Source organism: Paenibacillus solani (assembly GCF_001277345.1).
GTDB lineage: Bacteria > Bacillota > Bacilli > Paenibacillales > Paenibacillaceae > Paenibacillus_AQ > Paenibacillus_AQ solani.
On record NZ_LIUT01000001.1, the window covers coordinates 922,218 to 945,122 of the forward strand.

A 22,905-nucleotide genomic window follows, 5' to 3' on the forward strand; every position below is an offset into this window, starting at 1 on the left:
AATGACTTATGATATGCTGCTGCTTCGCTTTGGCGAGTTTACCCTAAAAGGCAAAAACCGCAGCCGATTCGAGAAATCAGTGCTGAGCCATATTCGAAGAGTACTCAAACCGTTTCCGAATGCAGTAATCATTAAAGAATATGGCCGTATGTATGTCGAGCTGAATGGAGAGTCTCCTGAGGCCCTGATTCAAGTTCTTAAAAAGGTGTTCGGCCTTGTCTCCATCAGCCCGGTACGCGTATGTCCTTCCGAGTTGGACCGGATTATCGAAACCGCGGTTCATATGGTCGGCCAGAGGAACCTAGCCGATCAGGTGACCTTCAAGGTCCATGCCAGAAGAGTGTGGAAACAATTCCCGCATTCCTCACAAGAGATGAATCATCTGGTGGGGTCGCCCTTGCTGCGAACTTATCCCCAGCTTAAAGTACAGGTGAAGCAGCCTGACATGGAGCTTCGTGTAGAAATTCGAGAGAACGGTACGTATGTGTACTATGAAGTGATTCCTGGAGCCGGAGGATACCCGCTGGGTACGAACGGGAAGGCCATGCTGCTCCTCTCCGGAGGGATTGATAGTCCTGTTGCTGGATGGTCAGCCATGCGAAGAGGGCTTGAAATCGAATGCGTACACTTTTATAGCTTCCCGTACACCAGCCAGCTTGCCAAGGAAAAGGTGATGGAGTTAACCAGGCTCTTATCGGGCTATACGGGCAGAATCAAGCTGCACTTGGTTCCCTTCACCGATGTGCAAACTTCATTTGTCAGCATCGGTCAGGATAACTTGATGATTACCTTTATGCGCAGAGCGATGCTGCGGATTGCTTCCGCGCTTGCTGAGCGTGAAGGGGCGCTTGCCATCGTAACGGGTGACAGTCTTGGACAAGTTGCCAGCCAGACCTTGCCAAGCATGAATGTCATTGGCAGAGCAACAGAGCTGCCTTTGCTGCGCCCGCTCGTCATGATGGATAAGAATGATATTATTAACATTGCGAAGGATATCGGTACTTACGAGACTTCCATTTTGCCTTATGAGGATTGCTGTACCTTGTTCGTACCTAAATCGCCTACTACCAATCCGAATTTAAAAATCGTTGAGAAAGTGGAAGCTTCGCTTACTGATCTCCCTGGGCTGATTGAAGCGGCCATTCAAAATACGGAGACCGTGATCATCAGGCCAGATAGCAAGATCGGAGAGCTTGAGGCAAAATCTGAAGGACAAGTGATTAACGAAGATTGGTTCTAATCTAGTTAAAATGGCTATTCGCTTAAAGGGTTTATCCGGCAGAAGTAAATAAAAAACACCCCACAGCTTATCAAAAGCTGTGGGGTGTTTTTTTATCGAACAGTCAGGAGCCGCTCGATGTGTGCTGACGCTTTGCAGATCTTTTCTTCAAATGACCCGCTGTCAGTACACCGAGAATGATTGCTGCAATGAACAAGTATTTAATGAGCAGATGCCCCTCAAAGTATCCTGAGAAATGCTTCTCTTCGGTGATCATGGAGGATGCTGTATATGCAAGAACAGCTGAACCAACATAGATGATCCATGGGAAGCGGTTAATGAGCTTGATAAACAGGGTGCTGCCCCATACAACGATAGGAACGCTGATTAGCAGTCCCAAGGCTACAAGAATCACATTGTGTTTGGCTGCTCCGGCAACAGCGATAACGTTGTCCAAGCCCATAGCCGCATCGGCAACAATAATTGTTCGAATAGCTGCGCCAAGGCTCTTGCCGGCTTTTATGTTGTTGTGGTCACTATTGTTGTCGGTCATCAGCTTGTAGGCAATCCCAATCAGGAGTATGCCCCCTACAAGCAGAAGCCAAGGGATGTTGAGGAGCCAGACAACTAGAATGGTCGCTATAATCCGAAGGATAACAGCTCCACCTGTCCCGTAAATGATGGCTTTCTTTTGGGTTTCTTGTGGAAGATTCCGTGCTGCAAGCCCAATTACAATGGCATTGTCTCCAGCAAGGATCAAATCCAAGAACACAATATTGATTAATGCTAGAAAAAATTCGGCGGCTGTGGTTTCCATGAATGTCACTCCTCTTAAGTTACGGTCCCACAATGAAACAAAGTGGATTTATTATAGGCTTATTTTTCTCGTTGTGCAAGCATAGCCTGGCCATTTATCACATATGTGTAGAGTGGGGGTGCTGCTCTGGTGGATACATGGGTTGTGTTGGGACAGATTTTATTGATCAATCTTGTGCTCAGTGGTGATAATGCCCTGGTCATCGCAATGGCAAGCAAAGATCTACCTGAAATACACCGCAAACGGGCTGTTTGGATCGGTACGGTAGGCGCCGTAATTTTGCGATGTATTCTATCATTCGTGGCTGTATTGCTGTTGAAAATTCCGTTTTTACAGGCCGGCGGTGCCTTGTTGTTAATCTGGATCGCTTTGAAGCTTATCATGCAAAATGAGCAGGAGGAGCTACATTTGGGCAGGGCATTGACATTATGGGCTGCCATCCAAACGATATTGATTGCTGATTTTGTCATGAGCCTGGATAATGTCCTAGCGATTGCAGGGCTTGCGAACGGTGATCTCGCTTTGATCGTTATCGGGATTCTGCTGAGTATTCCCATTGTTGTATGGGGAAGCGGCATGATCGCGAGGCTGCTTCACAAATATCCCCTGCTGCTGTACATAGGTGCTGGAGTTCTGGCCTATACGGCTGGAGAAATGCTGATACAGGATGTGTCCGTAGGCTTGTTTTTGGCTTCCTGGATGCCGGATGCTCATCACATGCTGCCGCTTGTCATCGCAGGCGTTGTCGTTCTCATTGGCGGATTGCGGACGAGAAGACGGACGGGCACCTAAGGGGAGGGCCATTGTCTTTGATCGATCGCATCAATATATGGATGGCCGGTGATTCCGGCCGTCTTTTTTTGTTATGATTTATTATTTAAGGATAATTTTAAGTGGAACAAGCTCGCCATATGGTTTTTTTTGTCGGTTTGGGCTAAAATTAACGTAACTGCAGCTATTAGAAACCGCTGATTTTGGTGATACATATAATGAAGAGAGGGTGATCAAATGTCCTCCAGAAAAGATTTGGCACTAGGTATTTTCATCGTTGTCGCTGGAGTCGTTATTTTGCTGGGGAAGCTTGGCGTGTTTGGGTTTTTAGGCCGGACCTTATGGCCACTGGTATTGCTGCTGCCGGGCATTTTCTTGCACTTTATGTTCTTTGCACGACGGACTTCGGCCGCTATTCTAATTCCAGGCGGAATTTTGACAGTGTACGGCTTACTGTTCTTCATATGTAATATCGGTGGTTGGGGGCTTATGGCCGCATTATGGCCTGTATTGATTCTGGGAGTGGCTGTCGGCCTGTATGAGTATTACCTATATGAGACACCTCGTCCAGGAGGAGCGCTGCCCATAGCGCTTGGACTGACGCTGCTCTCGATCCTGATCTTCATCTTTAGCTGGTTCAAGACAGGGGCGCTATACATTATAGCCTTGATTCTGATTGCAGCAGGCATATGGATGATCATAGGTCGCAAACGATCAGGTCGCCGTGACAAATGGAGCCGAGGGTGGTAATTGGTAAGTGATAAGTGTTGCTGGAAGTTTTCTGAAAAGACTTGATTTTTTCGCTCGTTTACCTATATTATAGGATGTATGTTGAAGCGTCGGCATGTCGTCCGGCGCTTTCTTTGTGGCTCATTCGAACAGAAGGGATTTGAGATATATTTATGCACTCTAGAGATCAGATTCGTAACATTGCCATTATTGCACACGTTGACCATGGCAAAACAACGCTTGTAGACCAACTGCTGAAGCAGTCCGGTATTTTTCGGGAGCATGAGACGCTGCAAGAGCGCGCGATGGACTCCAATGATCTGGAACGTGAACGCGGAATTACCATTCTAGCCAAGAATACGGCTATTACGTATAAAGATTATTTGATCAACATCATGGATACACCTGGACACGCCGATTTCGGCGGAGAAGTTGAACGTATTATGAAAATGGTGGACGGCGTGCTGCTTGTCGTGGATGCCTATGAAGGCTGTATGCCTCAAACCAAGTTTGTGCTTGGTAAAGCTCTTGCACATAACTTGACGCCAATCGTTGTTGTGAATAAAATCGACCGCCCAGCTGCGCGCCCGGCTGAAGTGATCGATGAAGTGCTTGATCTGTTTATCGAACTTGGCGCGAATGATGACCAGTTGGAATTCCCCGTAGTATATGCATCAGCATTAAACGGTACATCAAGCATGGATGCAGAGAAGCAAGATGACAACATGCTTGCGCTTTACGAAACCATTGTTGACCATATCCCTTCCCCTACCGAGAATGTAGACGAGCCTCTACAGTTCCTTGTTACTTTGATGGATTATAATGAATATTTGGGCCGAATCGCCATTGGCCGAGTGAACCGTGGTATCATTAAGCAAGGTCAACCCGTTACGGTTATGCTTCGGGATGGTTCATCCAAGAACGCACGGATTGAGAAGCTGTTTGGTTTCCAGGGCTTGAAACGAATCGAGGTTGCAGAGGCTGGAGCTGGCGACATCGTTGCGATCGCAGGTATCAAAGACATTAACATTGGCGAGACCATTGCTGATCCGCAGCATCCCGAAGCTCTGCCGGTTCTTAAAATTGACGAGCCTACACTGCAAATGACTTTCTTGGTAAACAATAGTCCATTTGCCGGACGCGAAGGCAAATGGGTAACATCCCGCAAACTTCGTGACCGCCTCTTCAAAGAATTGGAGACCGATGTGAGTTTGAGAGTAGAAGAGACGGATAGCCCTGATGCTTATATCGTTTCCGGGCGCGGCGAGCTTCACCTCAGTATTTTGATTGAAAATATGCGTCGTGAAGGTTATGAGTTGCAGGTATCCAAGCCTGAAGTTATCGTTAGAGAAATTGACGGTGCCAAAATGGAGCCGATCGAACGTCTTATGATCGATGTGCCGGAAGAAAGCATGGGCGCGGTAATGGAAAGCCTCGGAACACGCAAGGCAGAAATGGTAAACATGGTAAACAACGGTAATGGCCAAGTGCGTTTGGAATTCCTGATTCCTGCTCGCGGTCTTATCGGGTATCGTACTCACTTCCTGACTCTGACACGCGGCTACGGCATTATGAACCATGCTTTCGATAGCTATGGACCGCTGATTGGCGGGCAAGTTGGCGGACGCCACCAAGGCGTGCTGGTCTCCACGGAGAACGGAAATTCCACGTTCTACGGCATGATGTCGGTTGAAGATCGGGGTACCTTGTTCCTTGAGCCGGGTACTGAAATTTACGAAGGCATGATCGTAGGGGAACATACGCGTGATAACGATATCGTCGTTAATATCTGTAAAGAAAAACAATTGACCAACGTCCGTTCCGCAACGAAGGATGATACGGTAAAATTGAAAACACCAGTTCTATTCTCAATGGAACAAGCTCTAGAATATTTGAATGATGATGAATATTGTGAGATTACACCGAAGTCCGTACGTCTTCGCAAGAAAATTCTTAACAAGAGTGAACGCGAACGTGCAGAAAAACATCGCAAAACGGCACAAGCGAATCTATAATAGATAGAGATTTACTTGTCCAAAAGGAGTGAACCTATCATGCAAGAATGGTTTGCCTCGAACCCCATCATCTCCTATATCTTGATTTTTGTGCTGATCACCTACGTGTACAACAAGGTATTTCGAGTCAAGCAGAAGCTTCCCTTGTTAAAGGAAATTCTCTTGTATATCTTGATGGCTTTGGGGTCGGCGATATTGCTTGTGTTTCAGATTGACAAGCTGCCGATTATCCAATGTCTGTTAGTAGCTGTGGCATTGATGTTGATGGTGCGTATTCGATATTTTGTTGAAGATCGTCAGAAGAAAAAGGCTCAGGCCGAGCCGAAATCTTAAGTTGTTGTTAAGTCATCTTATGGAAATTGACCAGTAGAATACGGCAACTTTTTGTCAGTCCCCTTCGTTTATAAGAGAGAGAAGCCACTACATGTCCGATAACTGCTTCCAATTGAAGCGGTTATCGGACATTCATCTAATTTGAATGAAATCAGGTGTTTATGATATGAATCCTACTCATACCAATCTCCCTCCGAGAGCCAAAAGTGGGGGGAAGGGCAAGAAAAAGCCAGTTCCAAAAAAGAAAAGCACATGGAAATCATTTTTTAAATTTGTTCTTGTCGTTGTGTTAGTCGCAATTCTGGCTGCAGCAGGTGTTACCGGCTATTTGTATTTAAAGGGCACTGAGATCATTGAAAAAAGCGGAATTGACAAACCTGTAGCTCCAGGTCAATCAGCAAAAGAAAAACCGATTACAGTTCTTCTTTTGGGAACGGATCATCGTCCAGAGACAGGGACTTACTTGACGGATGTGGTCATGGTCGCCACCATGCATCCGGACACCAATACGTCGACGCTGGTATCTCTGCCGCGGGACACGCTCATTGAACTCGATGGATATAAAGCGTCAAAACTGAACGCGTATTACCCAAGGTTTAAAGCGGCCTATACTGCTGCGGAGAAAAAGGAACCGGGCAGCGGCATTCCGGCTGAAGAAGAAATGAAAGTCATGATGAGCAAGTATCTTGGCGTTAATATCGACTATGTCACGGTTATCGATTTCCAGGGATTCCGTGATGTGGTGGACACCTTCGGCGGTGTTGATGTTAACGTTCAATACAATATGTGTTACCGCGATACTGCGGACGGGACTGACATTAACCTCACTGCGGGTCCTCAGAAGCTTGATGGCAAGAAGGCGCTGGATTATGTTCGTTACCGTAAGACCAGTGATAACTGTTCTCCAAAAACGAAGGGATCAAGCGATTTTGAGCGTAATGCCCGCCAAAGTGAAGTATTGCATTCCCTGCTTGATAAGATGAAATCGCTTGGAGGCGTTGCGAAAGTGGGCAGTGCTCTGGATGCGGTCAGCGATAATATGACCACAGATTTCGAGCAGGAGCAGATCCGAAATTTAATTGCGACTTATTATGATATGGGAAAAAACGATGTGAACTTCATGCCAGTTACTGGTAACTGGAAGAGCCCTTATGTATATATAAGCAGCAGCGAGCTGGATGCAGCCAGACAAGCGCTTCAAGATGAGCTTGCCGGCAAGCATAATGCTGGTACTGAGGAGACAGACGCGGATTCTGAACCGGCTCAGTGACAATTGAAGGCAAGTTTTATCGTATGGTATAATACAATGTATCAGATGGAGATCATTGTATAGGAGGCCAAGGCATGTCCTACCTTATGATGCATACGATACAATCATTGATCTATAGTCGGCAGAAGAATTCCTCTGCGAATGCATTCGACATGGAATTCCATCTCACATCGAATTTTCAACCAAATTCTGAATATGATCAAGGTTATGTGGCTAACGAAGCAGAAATGCCGGTTAGTGGCGTTGTTATGGCCTTAAAAAAAGCCCAGTGAGTTTCACTGGGCTTTTTTGTATGGAATTTGGAGATGTGTGACGGACAAACTCGGGTCATGACAGGATTTGTCTTTCTTTTCTTAGTGTCAAATCATAGCCTTGGACCTATCTATGGTGACCTGGGTTGGCAGCCCCGTTTCCAGGGTTGTTGTTCGGTTGTCCGGTTCCCCTGCTGTTATTCATGGGTTGTACATTACCATCACGTGGCGTAACATCCCTCGGCAGTTGGGGGATGATCCGGCCTACGATGTCAGCAAGTTCACTGGCTAGACCGGAAATTGGATGGCCCTCCTGAATATGCCGACCAAGGTCTGCAATCCGGTTGGAGACATCCATATCCGCAGTAACAAATGCATTAGCACCTGCAGGATCAGCTTTGAGGGCTTCTGCGACTGTGTATTTAATGGTTCCTACTTCTGCACGATCTAAATTTCCATCTACATTTAACCCGATAACAGCGGTCTTGCCCATGACAACACAATTCGCATTATTAACGCCAGGTACTCGTTCTGCAAGTGCTCTTAAATGATCAGCGGTCGTGGCGTTGACTCGACCGTCATTCTCATTACGGTTGTTGACAAGGCCGGTATTGGTATTATCCATGTTGGTGTTATCCTGGTTGGTATTGTCCACATTGTTTGTGGTATAACCTCTGTCCCCATTCATACCCGGGACATTGTTAGCTTTAGCCCCATTGGTTTGATTACGAGGAGAGGGTGATGCATTCTGATTGGCGTTCCCGCAGCCTGCGAGCAAAATCACCACTAGCATAATGGATAGAGCAGCTCTCATGGATTATCTGTCCTTTCGTAGTAGAATTCTCTAAATGACCCCATTTTTCGCTACGCTTATTATGTCCGGGACAAAAAAGGTTTATGTGTGTACCTGATGATGAAGCAGTGGAGGGATAAGATGAAAAAAATATTTGTGCTGGATACGAACGTATTGCTGCATGATCCTCAATCGATCTATGCATTCGAGGAACATGAAGTCATTATTCCTGCTGTGGTTCTTGAAGAGATTGATTCCAAGAAGCGCAATGCCGATGAAATTGGCCGAAATGCCCGGATGGTCTCAAGGCTGCTCGATGGGCTAAGGGAACAAGGTCATCTCCATGACAGAGTTCTTCTTGAGAATGGCGGAACATTGAAGGTCGAGCTTAATCATCGCAGCTTCGTCAAGGTGCAAGAGTTATTTAGTGAAGCCTCCAACGACAACCGGATTTTGGCTGTCGCGTTAAATTATAAATTGGAAGAGGAGCCGAAGGATGGGGGAAAGGCAGTCATTCTGGTCAGCAAGGATGTACTTGTACGTGTTAAAGCTGATGTGCTGGGATTAACGACACAGGATTATTTGTCAGATCGTACAGCTGACCCAAGCGAATTATTCTCTGGTTTTTCCACTGTTAAAGTACATCCTTCGGTGATCGATGAGTTTTATAATCATCGTTATTTGCCGATTAAGCCACTTCAGCTAAATTACCCTTTATATCCGCATGAATTCGTAATACTCAAGGACGAGATGGGATCGGGGAAGTCAGCTCTCCTTCATGTAAATGGGGATGGGACCCGTTTGGAGTCTCTTCATTTAAGCAATGAACCGGTATGGGGCATCCATGCCAGGAACGCTCAACAGCGTATGGCGATTGAGCTGCTGCTCAATGACGATATTCCTCTGGTCACCATTACAGGCAAAGCCGGAACAGGTAAAACATTGCTGGCACTCGCAGCAGGCTTATCCAAGGTGGAAGATGAACATAAATATAAAAAATTGCTCATTGCCCGGCCGGTCGTGCCGATGGGTAAGGATATCGGTTATTTGCCTGGCGAAAAAGATGAGAAATTAAGACCCTGGATGCAGCCGATCTATGACAATCTGGAATATTTGTTTGATACAAAAAAAGCAGGTGACATCGATAAAATCTTGATGGGTCTCGGCAGTATTCAGGTTGAAGCACTGACATATATTCGTGGGCGTTCCATACCTGGTCAATTTATCATTGTAGACGAAGCGCAAAACCTCTCTCGCCATGAGGTGAAGACAATCGTTTCCCGAGCAGGAGAAGGTAGCAAGGTGATCTTGATGGGAGACCCCGAACAAATCGATCATCCTTATCTTGATGCTGTGAGCAACGGTTTGACTTATGTGGTTGAGCGTTTCAAGCAAGAAAACTTGAGTGGACATATTACACTGACAAAAGGGGAGCGATCTAAACTGGCTCAATTAGCAGCTGATTTGTTATAAGCTTATTTCCCGAGAAATGATAACAAGACAATAATTGATCATGCATGGATAGGGACTGTCCGGTATTTAGGGCAGTCTTTTAGTGCTGTTATTACTTTAGTAAAATATGGACAAGACAACAAAAAAAGATAGGACAAGAGCACTAGAAGTTTGGTAAAATAAGGGCATGCGATTAAGGAAGGAGCGGAGATGGGATTTGAAGCGGAAGAAGTATTGGTTCTTGTTTGCCATTTTACTATTATCTTTATCCAGTTTATCTCCCAGCTTTGACTTCACTCATCATACCAGACGAGAACCGCCAGGAGATGAACCCGTTCCTCCACAACAGAGGCCGGAGTTACCGGAGAGTGACCAAGGTCCGATTAAGATCGGAGTCCAATTAAATCCGGATGAGCTTGGTCAACTCCAAATATTGAACGAAAGATTTATGCGAGAGACCGGTGCCGATATCGAAATAACACCCCTGGAAGCGGGGGAGACAGAGACTAAATCGCTGCTGCTCCATATGTCCCTCGGTGAAGGGCCTGATGTTATACTTATGGACTCACATTATATTAAAGCGCTTGCAATGAGTGGATATCTGCTGCCGATCGATGCTTCACAAGCAGCCATACCGAATGGAGACATGATGAATGGCCTTTTGGCGCCGTTGCAGTGGAACGGATATCAATGGGGAATGCCGTTTGATGTCGATCCATATATCCTGACCTGGCAGAAAAAAGGGGAAGAAGGTTCACCAATTAAGATGCCTGATAACCCAGTCCTATCATTCGACCCGGAAGATCCTTATGCTTTTGGTGCGGCAGTTCATTTGCTTGAAGGAGATCCGACCAAACCGGAGGAAGAGGCACTTGAGAAGTTGACCAGCTATTTCCATGAATCTACTGACAACGAGCAGCAGAGCGGGGATGCAAAGAAAAAGGATCCATCTGCTTCAGAGATAGAGCCACTCCCTATGGTGATTGAATCATATTCGAGCTTTACAAAGAAAGACAACGAAGGAGTATCTGCTATATTGGGAATGGGGAAAACTCATCTCAACACACCTGTCGTCCGTACCCGAAGCTTTGCGGTAGCGGCAAACACGGAGTCACCTGCCTTGGCCATGGAATGGGTTACGTATATGACGTCCAAGACGACAGAGGTAGAGTGGAGCAAGGCCGTAGGCACGCTGCCTGTTGCTTCCGAAATGTATACCATGAGTACGAACCTCAGGGATCGCGGAATCTGGCAAAAGGTTGCGGTCCCGGTTCAGCTGCTGCTTTCACGAAATGAGGCTGCAGCTTTGGATTTTGGAGATCCAAATGGATTTCAAGTATACACCCAAGCTTCTTATCAGTTGTTGATCGGTGAAATTACTATAGAAGAATATATGAACTTGTATACATCTGATAAAAATTAATTGTAGCCAAAAAAGCTGCCTAACGAAGGCAGCTTTTTTGTGACTTTATAGATCCAATTCCATTTGTACCACCAATCTCTGATTCTCGCTGGATACTTCTGTTGCCTTCAAGAAAGACACTAGCTGCTTGGGATAGAAGCTCATGTCGAACTCTTCCTGCAGCGCTGTACGTGTCGTGTCGGGCAGTTCCAACCGATTAAACACGAGTTTATCCACTTGGAACATGATCGCATTCTCGGGATCATTGATTACCGTGTACTTTCCTTCAATCAGCAGTGACAGATTGCCGCTCTCACCCGAAGCTATAACTTTACCATTCTCGAAATGGAAAGCAAAACTGTTGAAAACCTCATCCTCATTTCTCAAAAAAGTGTTAAGTTCATCTTCATGGATATCGATGGTGTACACTTTGCCATTCGTCTTCAAGATATTCTTGCTCCCTTGAACGAATTGAGGCAGATTCTCCATGGCGTTGGCCAGAGCCTGGAAATGCCGCTTCACTTCATACAGTCCGACATTCTCCCAGTATAATGTAAATTCCTCGATCAACTTCTTCATGGCTTCAGGATTACTGCTGGCATTTAGCGCTCCGTCGACCTGCTGTTCAAGCGCCAGCACCCGTTCACGCTGCTTCACGAGGCGATCCTTGACTTCGATGAGCTGGTCTGCATTCCGGGCTGCATCAGCCTTTGCAGAAGCTAGGGAGCGGTATTGATTGTTGTATGCTGCAAGTGTATCCCGGTCATTCTGAATAATTATATCGTAAAAGTCCATGATTCGAAAAAAGCCGGCTAAGTTTTTAGCTGACAACAACATGTAGAATAGCTGACTTCGTTCTCCCATGTAATAGGACCGAAGCACAGCTCCGGCACGATTACGTCTGTCCTCGATGCGCAAGCCCATCTCCTGAATTCGAACTTCCAGCTCACTCTGGAGCAGCTCCAGTTCTTTCATCCGTTTCGTTATCCGTTCGATTTCATAATCAATCTCGACGATGGAGAGACTGTCCTCTAGAAGCTTGCGAGCTTCTTCCGAGTCGGGTGCCATGGGGCTGAGATCTTGTTGCGAATAGACTGCTGTCGGTACAGTCATAAAGGAAAAATACAAGATCATGCACAGCAAGAACGGGAGGAGTGGGTATTTTACTCGAACATTCAAATGGGAGTCCTCCTTGAATGGTTGTTAGTCGAAAGGAATCCATCCGCTGCTTGCCTTGTCCCTTCATTTTAAACAATATATGATGTGTTCGACTCAATTATCAATCCTTAGGGCATTAAAAAAGCGATCCGGCAAATGAAAGCACCTGATCGCTCTTTTAAGATACGCTTCTCTAATCGCAAGGAAAATCCGCCAGTGTTATATTTAACCTTGGGTTGTCCAAGATAACACTGGGGACTTTATTAAATCGCTTGCATGGCTTCTTGATTAGAGTGGGTTGCCCATAATGAAGACCGTCCAATAGCTAAAGCCCGTGAAGGTCACGATCATATAAGCCCAGAAGAGAAGAATATAGGTTCTCTCCGTGAATTTCAAATAACCCAGGATCACGAAAAAAGCTGTCTGCAGGAAGAAGAGCAGAGCCATTTCAATATGATCTCCGGCAAAGGCCATCAACCCGATCGTTAAGGTAAAAAAGCCAAGGACCCGAAACATCCGTGCCACGATTATATCCTCCTCTCGTATGTACGCACATATTGCTGCTATGACCATTATAGCCTTATGGCAAAATCGTGTAAACGCCTAACTCAAGAAAACATTCATTTTTTATATATTAACCAGAAGTATGTCATTGAATTCGTAAACAATTTGTGTTATTCACTGCATTTACCCAGTAAGAGTATGTTCTGCAATAAAAATGGAAATACATTTTAGTATCAAATAGATTCTATGAACTCTATGAGAGGCATAGAAATGAACTAAGCAGTTTTTATACCCTATTCAGCAGCCGATTACGGTATTGAAGACGGTTATTTTAAGGATGTCGTTAGGAGGGTTTTATGGTATGTCAGCAGTGAGACAGGATGCATGGAGTGCAGAAGACGACTTGATATTGGCTGAAGTGACCTTACGCCATATTCGTGAGGGCAGTACCCAATTGGCCGCTTTTGAAGAAGTCGGAGAAAGAATTGGTCGGACATCGGCAGCTTGCGGATTTCGTTGGAACAGCTGTGTTCGCAAGAAGTATGAGGATGCTATCAGCCTGGCGAAATCTCAGCGTCAAAAAAGAAGTTATTATAAAAAACAGCCTGCGCTACCGCAGGTTGCCGGCTTGGCTGCTCCTGAAATGGAGCAAGAAGTTTACAAGAATGATGGCGTAAGTGAAGAGACACTGTCCATTGATGCGGTTATTCGTTTTCTGCGCCAGTGGAAAGGCGGATTGCAAGAAAGCTCACGACAGTATAAATTGCTTGAGAAGAACCTGCGTGAGAAAGAGGATGAACTATCGAGGCTTCGCAGCGAGAATCAGCGTTTGTTGAAGGAAGTAAGCGAAGTGAAAACGGATTATCATGTGGTCAATGATGATTATAAGGCACTGATTCAAATAATGGATCGTGCGCGAAGACTGGCTTTTTTAAACGAAGAGGACGAGGAGCTTAAGACTCGTTTCAAAATGGATGCAAACGGTAATCTGGAACGTATCGAGTAAAAAAGATTCCTTTGCTTTCGCCGTAACCCGCATTAGTGCATTTCATGCGCTTTGGCGGGTTATTTGTGCGTATAAGAGATTATTCTGATATATACTAGGACTAGTATTCCATGTTGATGGATTACAGTCATAGTAAATTGGAGGATCTACATGAACATACATATCATTGGAGCGGGCTCTTTGGGATTATTATATGCAGGTAAACTTGCTGATTCAGGCAGCTGTGTCACCTTATGGTGCCGCAGCGAGGAGCAAGCGGATAAACTCCGAAGTTGCGGTATCACCATCGAGGGCATGGATGAGCAGCGAATGCAGCTTAATTCTGAAGGCTTCTCGGTGAGCTCGTGGGCTTCCTTTGCTGGGTCTAGTGCCGCAGCTGAAGCCGATTATATATTCTTAATGATTAAGCAACAAGGGATTGAAAGAGTGGCTGCGGAGATGTTGGCACCTCTCGGCCAAGATCATCACAGACTAATATGCTTTCAGAACGGTACAGGCCATTTAGAACGCCTTCATGAATTGCTGCCCAATTGGTCCCTCTATGCAGCGATCACCACGGAAGGAGCCAGACGTACGAGTGATGTTTCTGTGCTGCATGCGGGCCATGGAACGACGACAATCGGCAAAATGATCCCTGATGATAATTCCTTGCAGGAGGATGCCGAAATCGAGCTAGTTAAAGGGCTGAACAGAGCAGGACTTGAAGCTTTTTTGTCGAAAGAAATGAAGGAGATCATCTACCGCAAACTGCTGATGAATGCAGTTATTAATCCTTTGACTGCCTTATGGAGAATAACGAACGGAGAGCTGTTATTATCCCCGGAACGGGTAGATTTGATGAAGCAATTATATGATGAAGGGATTGCCGCATACGAAGCGGGAAGCATACCCTATGGCAGCAATCTATGGGAAGCAATAATACAAGTCTGTCGGTCAACTTCAGGTAACACGTCCTCCATGCTGAAGGATGTTTTGGAGAATAGGACGACGGAGGTAGCTTGGATTAACGGCAGTATAGCCCTTATGGGGCATAAATTTGGCGTATCCGTACCGACACATGAACTTATCGAGCAATTAATCAGGGGGATGAAAATCTAGGGAGGTCATAACATGGGGTTTTTACAGGGGATATTTCACACATTAAGTCTTTTTCCGCCTATTCCGTTTTTAATCGTATACTTCGTTGTTCTGTATAGAAATAAAAATCGAAAACAAGCGATGGAGCTGGCTATGGATGTTACCACTTTTTTCCTGCTGTTTTCGGTTTCTGCCTTGTTTAATAATACATTCCAAAACAAATTCGGCTTTTACCTCATCCTGCTTATGCTGCTCATCGCAGCAGGATTGATCGGAAGCGCACAGAACCGCTGGAAAGGTAAGGTTAATGGAAAACGGCTGGTGCGAGCCGTCTGGCGGCTAGGCTTCGTTTCCATGGCTCTCGGTTACATAGTTTTAACATTTTTTGGTATGGTCTCCTACATAATTAAGATGATGTAAGAACAATATAATAGTTAGAATTTATTGATAAATCTGTTTGATCATTGGGTCAGGCAGATTTTTCAATTTGCTGATTTCTGGATTTTTTTGACCACTGGTTGTATAATTGCTAAGCATATACCTAAAATCTATGAGGGGGATACCGCAAGATGAAGAAACAAAAGAAATTAATGCTTCTCATGACGCTGATTCTTGCCTTCAGTTCAGTGTTGGCCGCGTGCGGAGCTGACAAGAATGATCAAAGTGCCAACAATGGTGAAGCCGGTAACAAGCCGAAAGAACAAGTCTTTCGTCTAAACCTTGCTTCCGACCCTCCAACGTTGGATCCAGGATTGTCTCAGGACAATAATTCGAATACGGTCATCAATGCTGTGTTTGAAGGACTGGTTCGTAAAGGTGAAGACGGTACTGAAAAGCCAGGTGTTGCCGAAAAATGGGATATTTCTGAAGATGGATTGAAATATATCTTCACGCTTCGCAAGGATGCCAAGTGGAGCAATGGCGATCCGGTAACGGCTAAAGATTTTGAATTCGCGTGGAAACGCGTACTTGATCCAAACTTCACTCCAGCATCTCCGTATACTTATCAGCTGTATTACATCAAGAATGCTGAAGCGTACAACCTTGGTGAGATCAAGGATGCTAATGAAGTGGGTATCAAAGCAACCGATGATTATACGCTGGAAGTTACACTGGAAAATCCAACACCGTACTTCCTTAGCTTGATGTCATTCCAAACCTACTATCCGGTTCATAGCTCCGTTGAAGGTAATGCTTCCTGGGCTACCAAACCAGATACTTTGATCAGCAATGGTCCGTTCAAAGTTTCACAAATGACAAAAGGTCAAAAGATTGAGCTAGTGAAGAACGACCAGTACTGGGACAAGGACTCCATCAAACTTGAAAAAGTTCAAATGAGTATTGTAAACAGCTCTGCTACTGAGCTTTCGAGCTACCGCAATGACGAATTGGATTATGCAGGTCATCCAACAGGCAACATTCCGACAGATCAGCTGAATGCGATCAAAAAGGAACTTGGCGATGAACTGATGATCAAAGGCATTTCATCAACTTATTTCTATATCTTCAACACAACGCAAGAACCATTTGACAATGTGAACATCCGCAAAGCGTTCGCCATGGCGATTGACCGTAAGGCCATCGTAGAGAAAATCACACAGGGCGGACAAATTCCGGCATTCGGATTTGTGCCTCCGGGTATCAAAGGTGAGTCTGATGAGTACCGCAAAGAGGTGCCGGACACTTATTTCCAAGCGAATCTTGAAGAAGCTAAGAAATTGCTTGAGCAAGGTATGAAGGAAAAAGGCTACACCACATTGCCTGAAGTGACTTTGATCCACAACTCCGATGATAATCACAAGAAAATTGCGCTGGCAATTGCAGATATGTGGAAGAATAACCTCGGCGTTCCGGTAAAAGTTCAAAACCAAGAGTGGGGCGTGTTCCTTAAGAACCGTTCGGATTTGAACTTCCAGATTGCACGTTCCGGTTGGGGCGCGGATTATAACGACCCGATGACTTATATTGACATGTGGACATCCAAGAGCGGAAACAACGATACCGGCTTCAAGAGCGAAGAATATGACAAACTTGTGAAAGATGCTTATGCAACTAGCGATAACGCTAAACGTATGAAGTACATGTCTCAAGCTGAGAAGATTCTCGTGGAAGACAACCAGGTTGTAATGCCGATCTACTACTACTCCAGTGTCTCCCTGGTTAAGCCATGGGTGAAGAATCTTCATCTGGATTATAAAGGTGATCTTGATTTTACACGTGCCTATATCGAGTAGTCCTTTGTAAAATATTTTACAGGATTGCGTTTCGGGATATATATGTGGGGTGTTTCAACCTCATATATATCCCGATTTTTTATATGAGCGCAAGGTTTCCAAATCTTGTGTCCATTGGTGAAAGTTAAGGGATGCCAGGTCCGTCCTGAAAATAATACAATAAAATGGACGGGCTTGGCTTAGAACAACTGATCAGGAGGCTAGCGAAATGCTGAGGTATGTGGCGAATAAGTTTTTTTATATGCTTGTATCGTTGTTCATACTGATCTCAGCCACTTTTTTTCTTATGAAAGCCATACCGGGTGATCCGTTTATGGGAGAGAAAAAGCCATCGCCTGAAATTTTGGCGAGGCTGATGGAACAGTATGATTTGGATAAACCGGTGTTTCAGCAATATACGAAATACTTGGGCAATATAGTCCAGGGTGACTTTGGTTTGTCGATGAAGAAACAGGGAGAATCCGTAACTGGTATTATTGTAGACACATTTGGTCCTTCACTCCGTTTGGGGCTGATCGCGATTGTGGTATCCGTCATCGTGGGTGTGCTACTGGGGATGCTTGCAGCTTTGTATCACCGCAAGCTGATTGACAACATCGCCATGATTATCTCGGTTTTGGGTATCGCGGTACCGAGTTTTGTACTTGCATCATTGCTGCAATTTGTATTGGCCGAAAAAGCACATATTTTTAATGTCATGGGCTTTGAAGGTCCGCTAGATTATGTGCTTCCTGTGATGGCATTGTCTGCACAACCGATTGCATTCATCGCTCGTTTAACGAGGTCCAGCATGCTGGAAGTTCTGCATGCGGATTATATCAAGACGGCTAAGGCAAAAGGCCTTAACTGGATTGCGATTATGTTCCGCCATGTCATTCGAAACGGAATTCTTCCGGTCGTCACATATGTGGGCCCAATGACAGCGAATATTATTACAGGTTCGGTCGTTATTGAGCAGATTTTCGGTATCGGCGGCATTGGTAAGCAGTTTGTTGAGAGTATTACAAATCGCGATTACACAGTTATTATGGGAATCACCATATTCTACGGAATCTTGTTGATGCTGGCTCGTTTTCTCACAGATATCGTTTATGTATTTGTGGATCCACGCATTAAATTGACCGGCGGGAAGGAGAGGTAGACATGGAGAATGAACAACGTATGCCTCATCCTGCGGCACTAAACTTGACGCCTGAAGATTTTCAGAAGATTGGTCCAGACGAGAAGCAATCCGAGGTTATACAGCGCGAAAGCCTATCCTCTTGGAGAGATTCATGGGAGAGACTGCGCAAGAACAAGCTTGCTATGACCGGCTTGATTATTATGATTCTTATTGTCATCATGGCCATCATTGGCCCGATGATCTCTGATTACGATTATGAAACGAATGATTTGATGAATACGAATATGCCGCCTTCATCAGAACATTGGTTTGGAACCGACGATCTGGGTCGCGATGTATTTGTCCGCACCTGGATGGGAGCTCGGATTTCCTTGACCGTTGGTCTCGCAGCAGCTGCGATTGACTTGATGATTGGTGTTATATATGGCGGCATCATGGGTTATTTTGGTGGCCGTGTTGATGAGTTCATGAATAAGTTTGCAGAGATTTTGTACTCTATTCCTTATTTACTCGTGACGATTCTCCTGTTGGTTGTATTCGAACCGAGCTTGGGAACCATCATACTCGCTTTAACCATCACGGGCTGGATTAACATGTCCTGGATTGTAAGGGGCGAGATCATGCAGCTTAAGAACAGAGAATACGTGCTCGCGTCGCGTTCGATGGGTGCAGGCACAGGGCGTCTGTTGTTCCGTCACTTAATCCCGAATGCCATGGGCCCGATTATCGTTACATTGACTCTGTCGGTACCAAGCGCGATTTTTGCCGAGGCATTTCTTAGCTTCCTTGGTCTTGGAGTTCAAGCGCCTGTCGCTTCGTGGGGTTCCATGATTAATGATGCTTTGTCCGGATGGATGTATTATCCATGGCGGATGTTATTCCCTGCTCTATTTATCAGCTTGACGATGTTGGCATTTAACATTTTCGGTGATGGACTTCGCGACGCGCTTGATCCGAAATTGAAAAAATAGGAGGTGGGAAGGTATGGAACCGATCTTGCAGGTGAAGGACCTCAACGTATCGTTTCATGTGCGCGGAGGAGAAGTGAAAGCCGTCCGCGGCATGAATTTTGAAGTCGGCAAGGGGGAGACGGTTGCCATCGTCGGTGAGTCCGGAAGCGGTAAAAGTGTTACTGCCCAGACCATTATGCGATTGATTCCGTCCCCACCCTCGGTGATAAAAAAGGGAGAAGTCATTTTTCAAGGACAGGATCTTCTTAAGAAAACAAATAAACAAATGGAAGCGATTCGGGGTAAGGACATCGGTATGATCTTCCAAGATCCGATGACTTCGTTGAATCCTACTATTAAAATAGGCAAGCAAATCACAGAGGTGCTGATTAAGCACCAAGGGATGTCGTTCTCGGAAGCCAAGAAGCATGGGATCGAAATGCTGAAGCTGGTGGGAATTAAGAATGCGGAGGAACGCTTTGATCAATATCCGCATGAGTTCTCCGGTGGTATGCGTCAGCGTGCGATGATTGCCATCGCCCTTGCGTGCAAGCCGACTCTGTTGATCGCGGATGAACCAACGACTGCACTCGACGTAACGATCCAAGCACAGATTATGGACGTCATGAAAGAAATGCAAGAGCGTCTTGGCACTTCTATCATTCTGATTACGCATGACCTCGGTGTCGTTGCCGGCATGTGCGACCGCGTCATCGTCATGTATGCAGGTGAAGTCGTGGAAACGGGAACGAAATGGGAGATTTTTAAAAATCCACAACATCCTTACACCAAAGGTTTGCTTCGTTCCATGCCGCGCCTGGATCAGAAGAAGGATGAGCCGCTGATTCCAATCGTGGGAACTCCTCCGGATCTGATTAAACCGCCTGTTGGCTGTCCATTTGCTGCTCGCTGTGACGAGGCTATGCGAATTTGTGAACGGGTTGACCCAGGTGCAACGGAATTCAGCGACACGCATATGGCGCGTTGCTGGAATCTGCATCCGATGGCGAAGGAGGCCCAGAGCTCATGAAGGATAACCACTTGATTGAGGTAAAAGGTCTCAAGAAATATTTTAATGTCGGCAAGGGACAGATTCTTAAAGCGGTTGATGACCTGAACTTCTATATACGTGAAGGTGAAACGCTTGGTATGGTAGGAGAATCCGGCTGCGGCAAATCTACGGCTGGACGGACAATTCTACGGCTCTATGAACCTACGGCTGGCAGTGTTAATTTTAATGGCACGGACATCTACAAGCTGTCCCCTGGCAAAATGAAAGCGATGCGCCGCGATATGCAGATGATATTCCAGGATCCATACGCCTCGTTAAACCCAAGATTCACGGTGTCGGACATTATCGGAGAAGCGCTGGATATTCACGGATTGGCAGGTAGCCGTGCCGAACGGAAGAAGCGGATTGAGGAACTGCTGGATATGGTTGGCTTGAATAGCGACCATGCGACCCGTTACCCTCATGAATTCTCGGGCGGTCAGCGCCAGCGGATCGGAATTGCCCGTGCGCTTGCTGTTAATCCGAAATTCATCATTTGTGATGAGCCGATATCAGCGCTGGATGTTTCGATACAGGCACAAGTTGTCAATCTATTGAAGGATCTGCAGGATCGCCTCGGCTTAACCTATCTGTTTATTGCGCATGACCTATCCATGGTCAAGCATATCAGTGACCGGGTAGCTGTTATGTATTTGGGCAAAATGGTAGAACTGGCAGATAGTGAAGAACTGTATGCAAACCCAATTCATCCGTACACAAAAACCTTGCTGTCCGCCATTCCAATTCCGGATCCGGAGATTGAAGCGAATAAAAAACGCCTTACATTGGAAAATGATATGCAAGGGCCAATTTCAGCTGCCAAAGGGGAAGATGGAACGGTTCAATTGGATGTCAAGGATTCTGAATTGGTGGAAGTGTCTAAAGGCCACTGGGTTGCCAGGGCCTACGCTTAAGATAACCCAGTAGAAATTAGCAAGCTGCTTTAAGAATAGCCGCAGGCCTTGTGCCGGCGGCTATTCTTTTCCTTTGACGGAGAATACCAACATTCGGTACAATCAAGAAAGGCAAAATGATAAGGAAAGATATAATTTGCACACAATTTGATTTGGTTGCGACGTAGAATAGGAGGCATACCTCATGAATATCGTTCCGGAACCATTATCCCTCGCTTCGCAGCTCGCCCATGATTATCTTCATCATTTTGAGCGGGTAAGCGGGTTCTACGGTGAAGATTACCGCGGTGAGCAGGGTTATGCCGAGCGGGCAAGATGGCTGGATCTTTCGGAAGACAAACGAGTTTCGCGCAAAGCGCTGACAGACTGTCTTCGAATGTACAATACTAAACACAACGATCATCCTGCTGTACATAAATCTCTCCAGCTTTTGGAGCAGCCAGGAACTTTAACTATGGTGGGCGGGCAACAAAGCGGTTTGTTCACTGGACCTCTGCTTGTGGTCTATAAAGCAATGACGGTGATTCAAGCAGCACGAGACGCAGAGGAACGTCTAAACCGCGCTGTCGTACCTGTCTTTTGGATCGCTGGGGAAGATCATGACTGGGATGAAGCGAACCATACGTACTTCCTGAGTCAGGATCAGAAGCTTTCCAAAATCAAGCTTGAAGCCAAAGATGGACTTAGGACATCGGTTAGTTATACTGACGTTGCTGAAGAAGACTGGAGCGAGATGTTGAAAGAGCTCCAGAATCAACTGGCTGATAGTGAGTTCAAGGCCGATCTGCTGAAGCTTGCACGAGAAACGTTTAACGAATCGGCCAATTTAAGCGAAGCGTTCGCTAAATTCATGAGCAGGATGTTTGGCAAATATGGATTGATTCTGCTCGATTCTGCAGATCCTGCTCTTCGGGAGCTTGAAGTATCTGTCTTCGAATCACTCATCACTCGAAATGAGTCACTAGGACTTTCGTACCATCAGGCTGCAAGGGATATTGCAGGATTAGGTTATGAAGTACAAGCTGATGTGTCCGAGAACGGGGCCAACTTGTTCTATTTGCATGAAGGCAGACGCCTGCTTCTATATCGGGAAGGCCGGATGTTCACAGACCGCAAAGGCCTTGTGTCATTAACCGACGAAGAGCTGCTTCGTGACTTAAATCAGCATCCGGAACGTTTCAGCAACAATGTGCTGACACGCCCGATTATGCAGGACTCATTGCTCCCCGTGCTTGGAACGATCCTTGGCCCTGGCGAGATTTCCTATTGGGCGATTACGCGTTACGCCTTTACGGATCTGGGTCTGCAGATGCCGCTGATCATTCCGAGGATGTCATTCTCCATTGTCGACGAAACCATTTCTAAGCTAATGGGGAGATATAGATTATCCTTCAACGATGTTCAGCATCGCTTATCGGAGAAACGGGAGGCATGGCTTGCTAGTAAGGATGAGCTGAATTTAGAGGCAAGATTCGACCAGACGCGAAAGCAGTTTGAAGAATTATATCAGCCTTTAATAGAAGATCTTGGCAGAATGCAGATGGGACTGTTAAAATTAGGCCAGACCAATAAAAATAAAATATTGGGACAAATGGATTATTTATTAACAAAATCCCGTAATGCTTTAGAACTACAGCATAAAGCTGCCTTGGCACAGTGGAACCGGATTGAACAGACATTGCTGCCAGAAGGTAAACCTCAGGAGAGGGTGTACAACATTCTGGAATACATGAATCGTTACGGAATGAATCTGGTAGACCGCCTGATGGAGATCCCTTATGAAGCTTCGGGCATTCACAGAGTCGTTTACGTATAATGATCAGGAAGACAATCATC

General features: G+C 45.7%; 22 protein-coding genes. 18 read left to right on the plus strand and 4 right to left on the minus strand.

All coding sequences use genetic code 11. The features are described from left to right. Position 1 precedes the first annotated feature (1 nt). Positions 2-1,240 carry a tRNA uracil 4-sulfurtransferase ThiI gene (gene thiI, locus AM231_RS04030; protein WP_054401422.1) on the plus strand — a complete coding sequence of 413 codons (1,239 nt, stop codon included), beginning with the start codon at positions 2-4 and terminating at the stop codon, positions 1,238-1,240. A 103-nt stretch (positions 1,241-1,343) separates the two neighbouring features. Here the strand turns inward: thiI and AM231_RS04035 are convergent, their stop codons facing one another. Beyond that, a complete protein-coding gene (locus tag AM231_RS04035) occupies positions 1,344-2,036 on the minus strand; it encodes a TerC family protein (RefSeq protein ID WP_054401423.1) in 693 nt (230 codons plus the stop codon). A 129-nt stretch (positions 2,037-2,165) separates the two neighbouring features. On the opposite strand from AM231_RS04035, the gene AM231_RS04040 reads away from it, so the two are divergent. From AM231_RS04040 to AM231_RS04065, 6 genes are all read left to right on the plus strand, one after another. After that, on the plus strand, positions 2,166-2,828 hold the full coding sequence (locus tag AM231_RS04040) for a TerC family protein (protein ID WP_054401424.1): 663 nt from the start codon (positions 2,166-2,168) through the stop codon (positions 2,826-2,828). Between the two features lie 216 nt (positions 2,829-3,044). Then, a complete protein-coding gene (locus tag AM231_RS04045; RefSeq protein WP_054401425.1) occupies positions 3,045-3,557 on the plus strand; it encodes a hypothetical protein in 513 nt (170 codons plus the stop codon). 152 nt (positions 3,558-3,709) lie between these two features. After that, complete coding sequence (gene typA / locus AM231_RS04050; protein ID WP_053489120.1) at positions 3,710-5,551, plus strand: translational GTPase TypA; 1,842 nt, start codon at positions 3,710-3,712, stop codon at positions 5,549-5,551. Positions 5,552-5,590: 39 nt separating this feature from the next. Next, entirely contained in the window at positions 5,591-5,884 is a 294-nt protein-coding gene (locus AM231_RS04055) for a YlaH-like family protein (protein WP_054401426.1), read from the plus strand. A 166-nt stretch (positions 5,885-6,050) separates the two neighbouring features. Next, positions 6,051-7,154 carry an LCP family protein gene (locus tag AM231_RS04060; protein ID WP_054401427.1) on the plus strand — a complete coding sequence of 368 codons (1,104 nt, stop codon included), beginning with the start codon at positions 6,051-6,053 and terminating at the stop codon, positions 7,152-7,154. A gap of 74 nt (positions 7,155-7,228) precedes the next feature. After that, a complete protein-coding gene (locus AM231_RS04065) occupies positions 7,229-7,426 on the plus strand; it encodes a hypothetical protein (protein ID WP_054401428.1) in 198 nt (65 codons plus the stop codon). A gap of 106 nt (positions 7,427-7,532) precedes the next feature. Here the strand turns inward: AM231_RS04065 and AM231_RS04070 are convergent, their stop codons facing one another. Next, positions 7,533-8,219 (minus strand): YhcN/YlaJ family sporulation lipoprotein, encoded by a 687-nt coding sequence (locus tag AM231_RS04070; RefSeq protein WP_054401429.1) that lies wholly within the window; start codon positions 8,217-8,219, stop codon positions 7,533-7,535. Between the two features lie 120 nt (positions 8,220-8,339). Between AM231_RS04070 and AM231_RS04075 the strand changes: the two genes are divergently transcribed. Continuing rightward, entirely contained in the window at positions 8,340-9,671 is a 1,332-nt protein-coding gene (locus AM231_RS04075; RefSeq protein WP_054401430.1) for a PhoH family protein, read from the plus strand. A 196-nt stretch (positions 9,672-9,867) separates the two neighbouring features. Then, on the plus strand, positions 9,868-11,073 hold the full coding sequence (locus AM231_RS04080; protein ID WP_054401431.1) for an extracellular solute-binding protein: 1,206 nt from the start codon (positions 9,868-9,870) through the stop codon (positions 11,071-11,073). Between the two features lie 45 nt (positions 11,074-11,118). On the opposite strand, the gene AM231_RS04085 is transcribed toward AM231_RS04080, so the two are convergent. Further along, positions 11,119-12,231 (minus strand): coiled-coil domain-containing protein, encoded by a 1,113-nt coding sequence (locus AM231_RS04085; protein ID WP_054401432.1) that lies wholly within the window; start codon positions 12,229-12,231, stop codon positions 11,119-11,121. Positions 12,232-12,498: 267 nt separating this feature from the next. Continuing rightward, positions 12,499-12,735 carry a DUF2626 domain-containing protein gene (locus AM231_RS04090; protein WP_054401433.1) on the minus strand — a complete coding sequence of 79 codons (237 nt, stop codon included), beginning with the start codon at positions 12,733-12,735 and terminating at the stop codon, positions 12,499-12,501. Between the two features lie 340 nt (positions 12,736-13,075). Between AM231_RS04090 and AM231_RS04095 the strand changes: the two genes are divergently transcribed. From AM231_RS04095 to bshC, 9 genes are all read left to right on the plus strand, one after another. Continuing rightward, positions 13,076-13,720 carry an RsfA family transcriptional regulator gene (locus AM231_RS04095; RefSeq protein WP_053489112.1) on the plus strand — a complete coding sequence of 215 codons (645 nt, stop codon included), beginning with the start codon at positions 13,076-13,078 and terminating at the stop codon, positions 13,718-13,720. Between the two features lie 150 nt (positions 13,721-13,870). Beyond that, positions 13,871-14,818 carry a ketopantoate reductase family protein gene (locus tag AM231_RS04100; protein WP_054401434.1) on the plus strand — a complete coding sequence of 316 codons (948 nt, stop codon included), beginning with the start codon at positions 13,871-13,873 and terminating at the stop codon, positions 14,816-14,818. 12 nt (positions 14,819-14,830) lie between these two features. Continuing rightward, positions 14,831-15,217, plus strand: a complete 387-nt coding sequence (locus AM231_RS04105; protein WP_053489110.1) for a DUF3397 domain-containing protein — start codon at positions 14,831-14,833, stop codon at positions 15,215-15,217. Between the two features lie 149 nt (positions 15,218-15,366). Next, on the plus strand, positions 15,367-17,031 hold the full coding sequence (locus AM231_RS04110) for a peptide ABC transporter substrate-binding protein (protein ID WP_054401435.1): 1,665 nt from the start codon (positions 15,367-15,369) through the stop codon (positions 17,029-17,031). Between the two features lie 208 nt (positions 17,032-17,239). After that, positions 17,240-18,172 carry an ABC transporter permease gene (locus tag AM231_RS04115; RefSeq protein ID WP_053489108.1) on the plus strand — a complete coding sequence of 311 codons (933 nt, stop codon included), beginning with the start codon at positions 17,240-17,242 and terminating at the stop codon, positions 18,170-18,172. A 2-nt stretch (positions 18,173-18,174) separates the two neighbouring features. Further along, positions 18,175-19,125, plus strand: a complete 951-nt coding sequence (locus tag AM231_RS04120; RefSeq protein ID WP_054401436.1) for an ABC transporter permease — start codon at positions 18,175-18,177, stop codon at positions 19,123-19,125. 13 nt (positions 19,126-19,138) lie between these two features. Continuing rightward, positions 19,139-20,134 (plus strand): ABC transporter ATP-binding protein, encoded by a 996-nt coding sequence (locus AM231_RS04125; RefSeq protein WP_053489106.1) that lies wholly within the window; start codon positions 19,139-19,141, stop codon positions 20,132-20,134. After that, on the plus strand, positions 20,131-21,069 hold the full coding sequence (locus AM231_RS04130) for an ABC transporter ATP-binding protein (RefSeq protein ID WP_054401437.1): 939 nt from the start codon (positions 20,131-20,133) through the stop codon (positions 21,067-21,069). Before AM231_RS04125 ends, AM231_RS04130 begins: the two co-directional genes overlap by 4 nt. A gap of 184 nt (positions 21,070-21,253) precedes the next feature. Then, complete coding sequence (gene bshC, locus AM231_RS04135; RefSeq protein WP_054401438.1) at positions 21,254-22,885, plus strand: bacillithiol biosynthesis cysteine-adding enzyme BshC; 1,632 nt, start codon at positions 21,254-21,256, stop codon at positions 22,883-22,885. Positions 22,886-22,905 lie beyond the last annotated feature (20 nt).

Excerpts from the sequence above, each read along its gene's own strand:
- AM231_RS04105 (WP_053489110.1), top strand. The coding sequence starts at position 14,831 with ATGGGGTTTTTACAGGGGATATTTCACACATTAAGTCTTTTTCCGCCT.
- AM231_RS04100 (WP_054401434.1), top strand. The coding sequence starts at position 13,871 with ATGAACATACATATCATTGGAGCGGGCTCTTTGGGATTATTATATGCA.
- AM231_RS04110 (WP_054401435.1), top strand. The coding sequence starts at position 15,367 with ATGAAGAAACAAAAGAAATTAATGCTTCTCATGACGCTGATTCTTGCC.
- thiI (WP_054401422.1), top strand. The coding sequence starts at position 2 with ATGACTTATGATATGCTGCTGCTTCGCTTTGGCGAGTTTACCCTAAAA.
- AM231_RS04130 (WP_054401437.1), top strand. The coding sequence starts at position 20,131 with ATGAAGGATAACCACTTGATTGAGGTAAAAGGTCTCAAGAAATATTTT.
- AM231_RS04120 (WP_054401436.1), top strand. The coding sequence starts at position 18,175 with ATGGAGAATGAACAACGTATGCCTCATCCTGCGGCACTAAACTTGACG.
- AM231_RS04070 (WP_054401429.1), bottom strand. The coding sequence starts at position 8,219 with ATGAGAGCTGCTCTATCCATTATGCTAGTGGTGATTTTGCTCGCAGGC.
- typA (WP_053489120.1), top strand. The coding sequence starts at position 3,710 with ATGCACTCTAGAGATCAGATTCGTAACATTGCCATTATTGCACACGTT.
- AM231_RS04095 (WP_053489112.1), top strand. The coding sequence starts at position 13,076 with ATGTCAGCAGTGAGACAGGATGCATGGAGTGCAGAAGACGACTTGATA.
- AM231_RS04115 (WP_053489108.1), top strand. The coding sequence starts at position 17,240 with ATGCTGAGGTATGTGGCGAATAAGTTTTTTTATATGCTTGTATCGTTG.
- AM231_RS04125 (WP_053489106.1), top strand. The coding sequence starts at position 19,139 with ATGGAACCGATCTTGCAGGTGAAGGACCTCAACGTATCGTTTCATGTG.
- AM231_RS04035 (WP_054401423.1), bottom strand. The coding sequence starts at position 2,036 with ATGGAAACCACAGCCGCCGAATTTTTTCTAGCATTAATCAATATTGTG.
- AM231_RS04045 (WP_054401425.1), top strand. The coding sequence starts at position 3,045 with ATGTCCTCCAGAAAAGATTTGGCACTAGGTATTTTCATCGTTGTCGCT.
- AM231_RS04060 (WP_054401427.1), top strand. The coding sequence starts at position 6,051 with ATGAATCCTACTCATACCAATCTCCCTCCGAGAGCCAAAAGTGGGGGG.
- bshC (WP_054401438.1), top strand. The coding sequence starts at position 21,254 with ATGAATATCGTTCCGGAACCATTATCCCTCGCTTCGCAGCTCGCCCAT.
- AM231_RS04055 (WP_054401426.1), top strand. The coding sequence starts at position 5,591 with ATGCAAGAATGGTTTGCCTCGAACCCCATCATCTCCTATATCTTGATT.
- AM231_RS04065 (WP_054401428.1), top strand. The coding sequence starts at position 7,229 with ATGTCCTACCTTATGATGCATACGATACAATCATTGATCTATAGTCGG.
- AM231_RS04075 (WP_054401430.1), top strand. The coding sequence starts at position 8,340 with ATGAAAAAAATATTTGTGCTGGATACGAACGTATTGCTGCATGATCCT.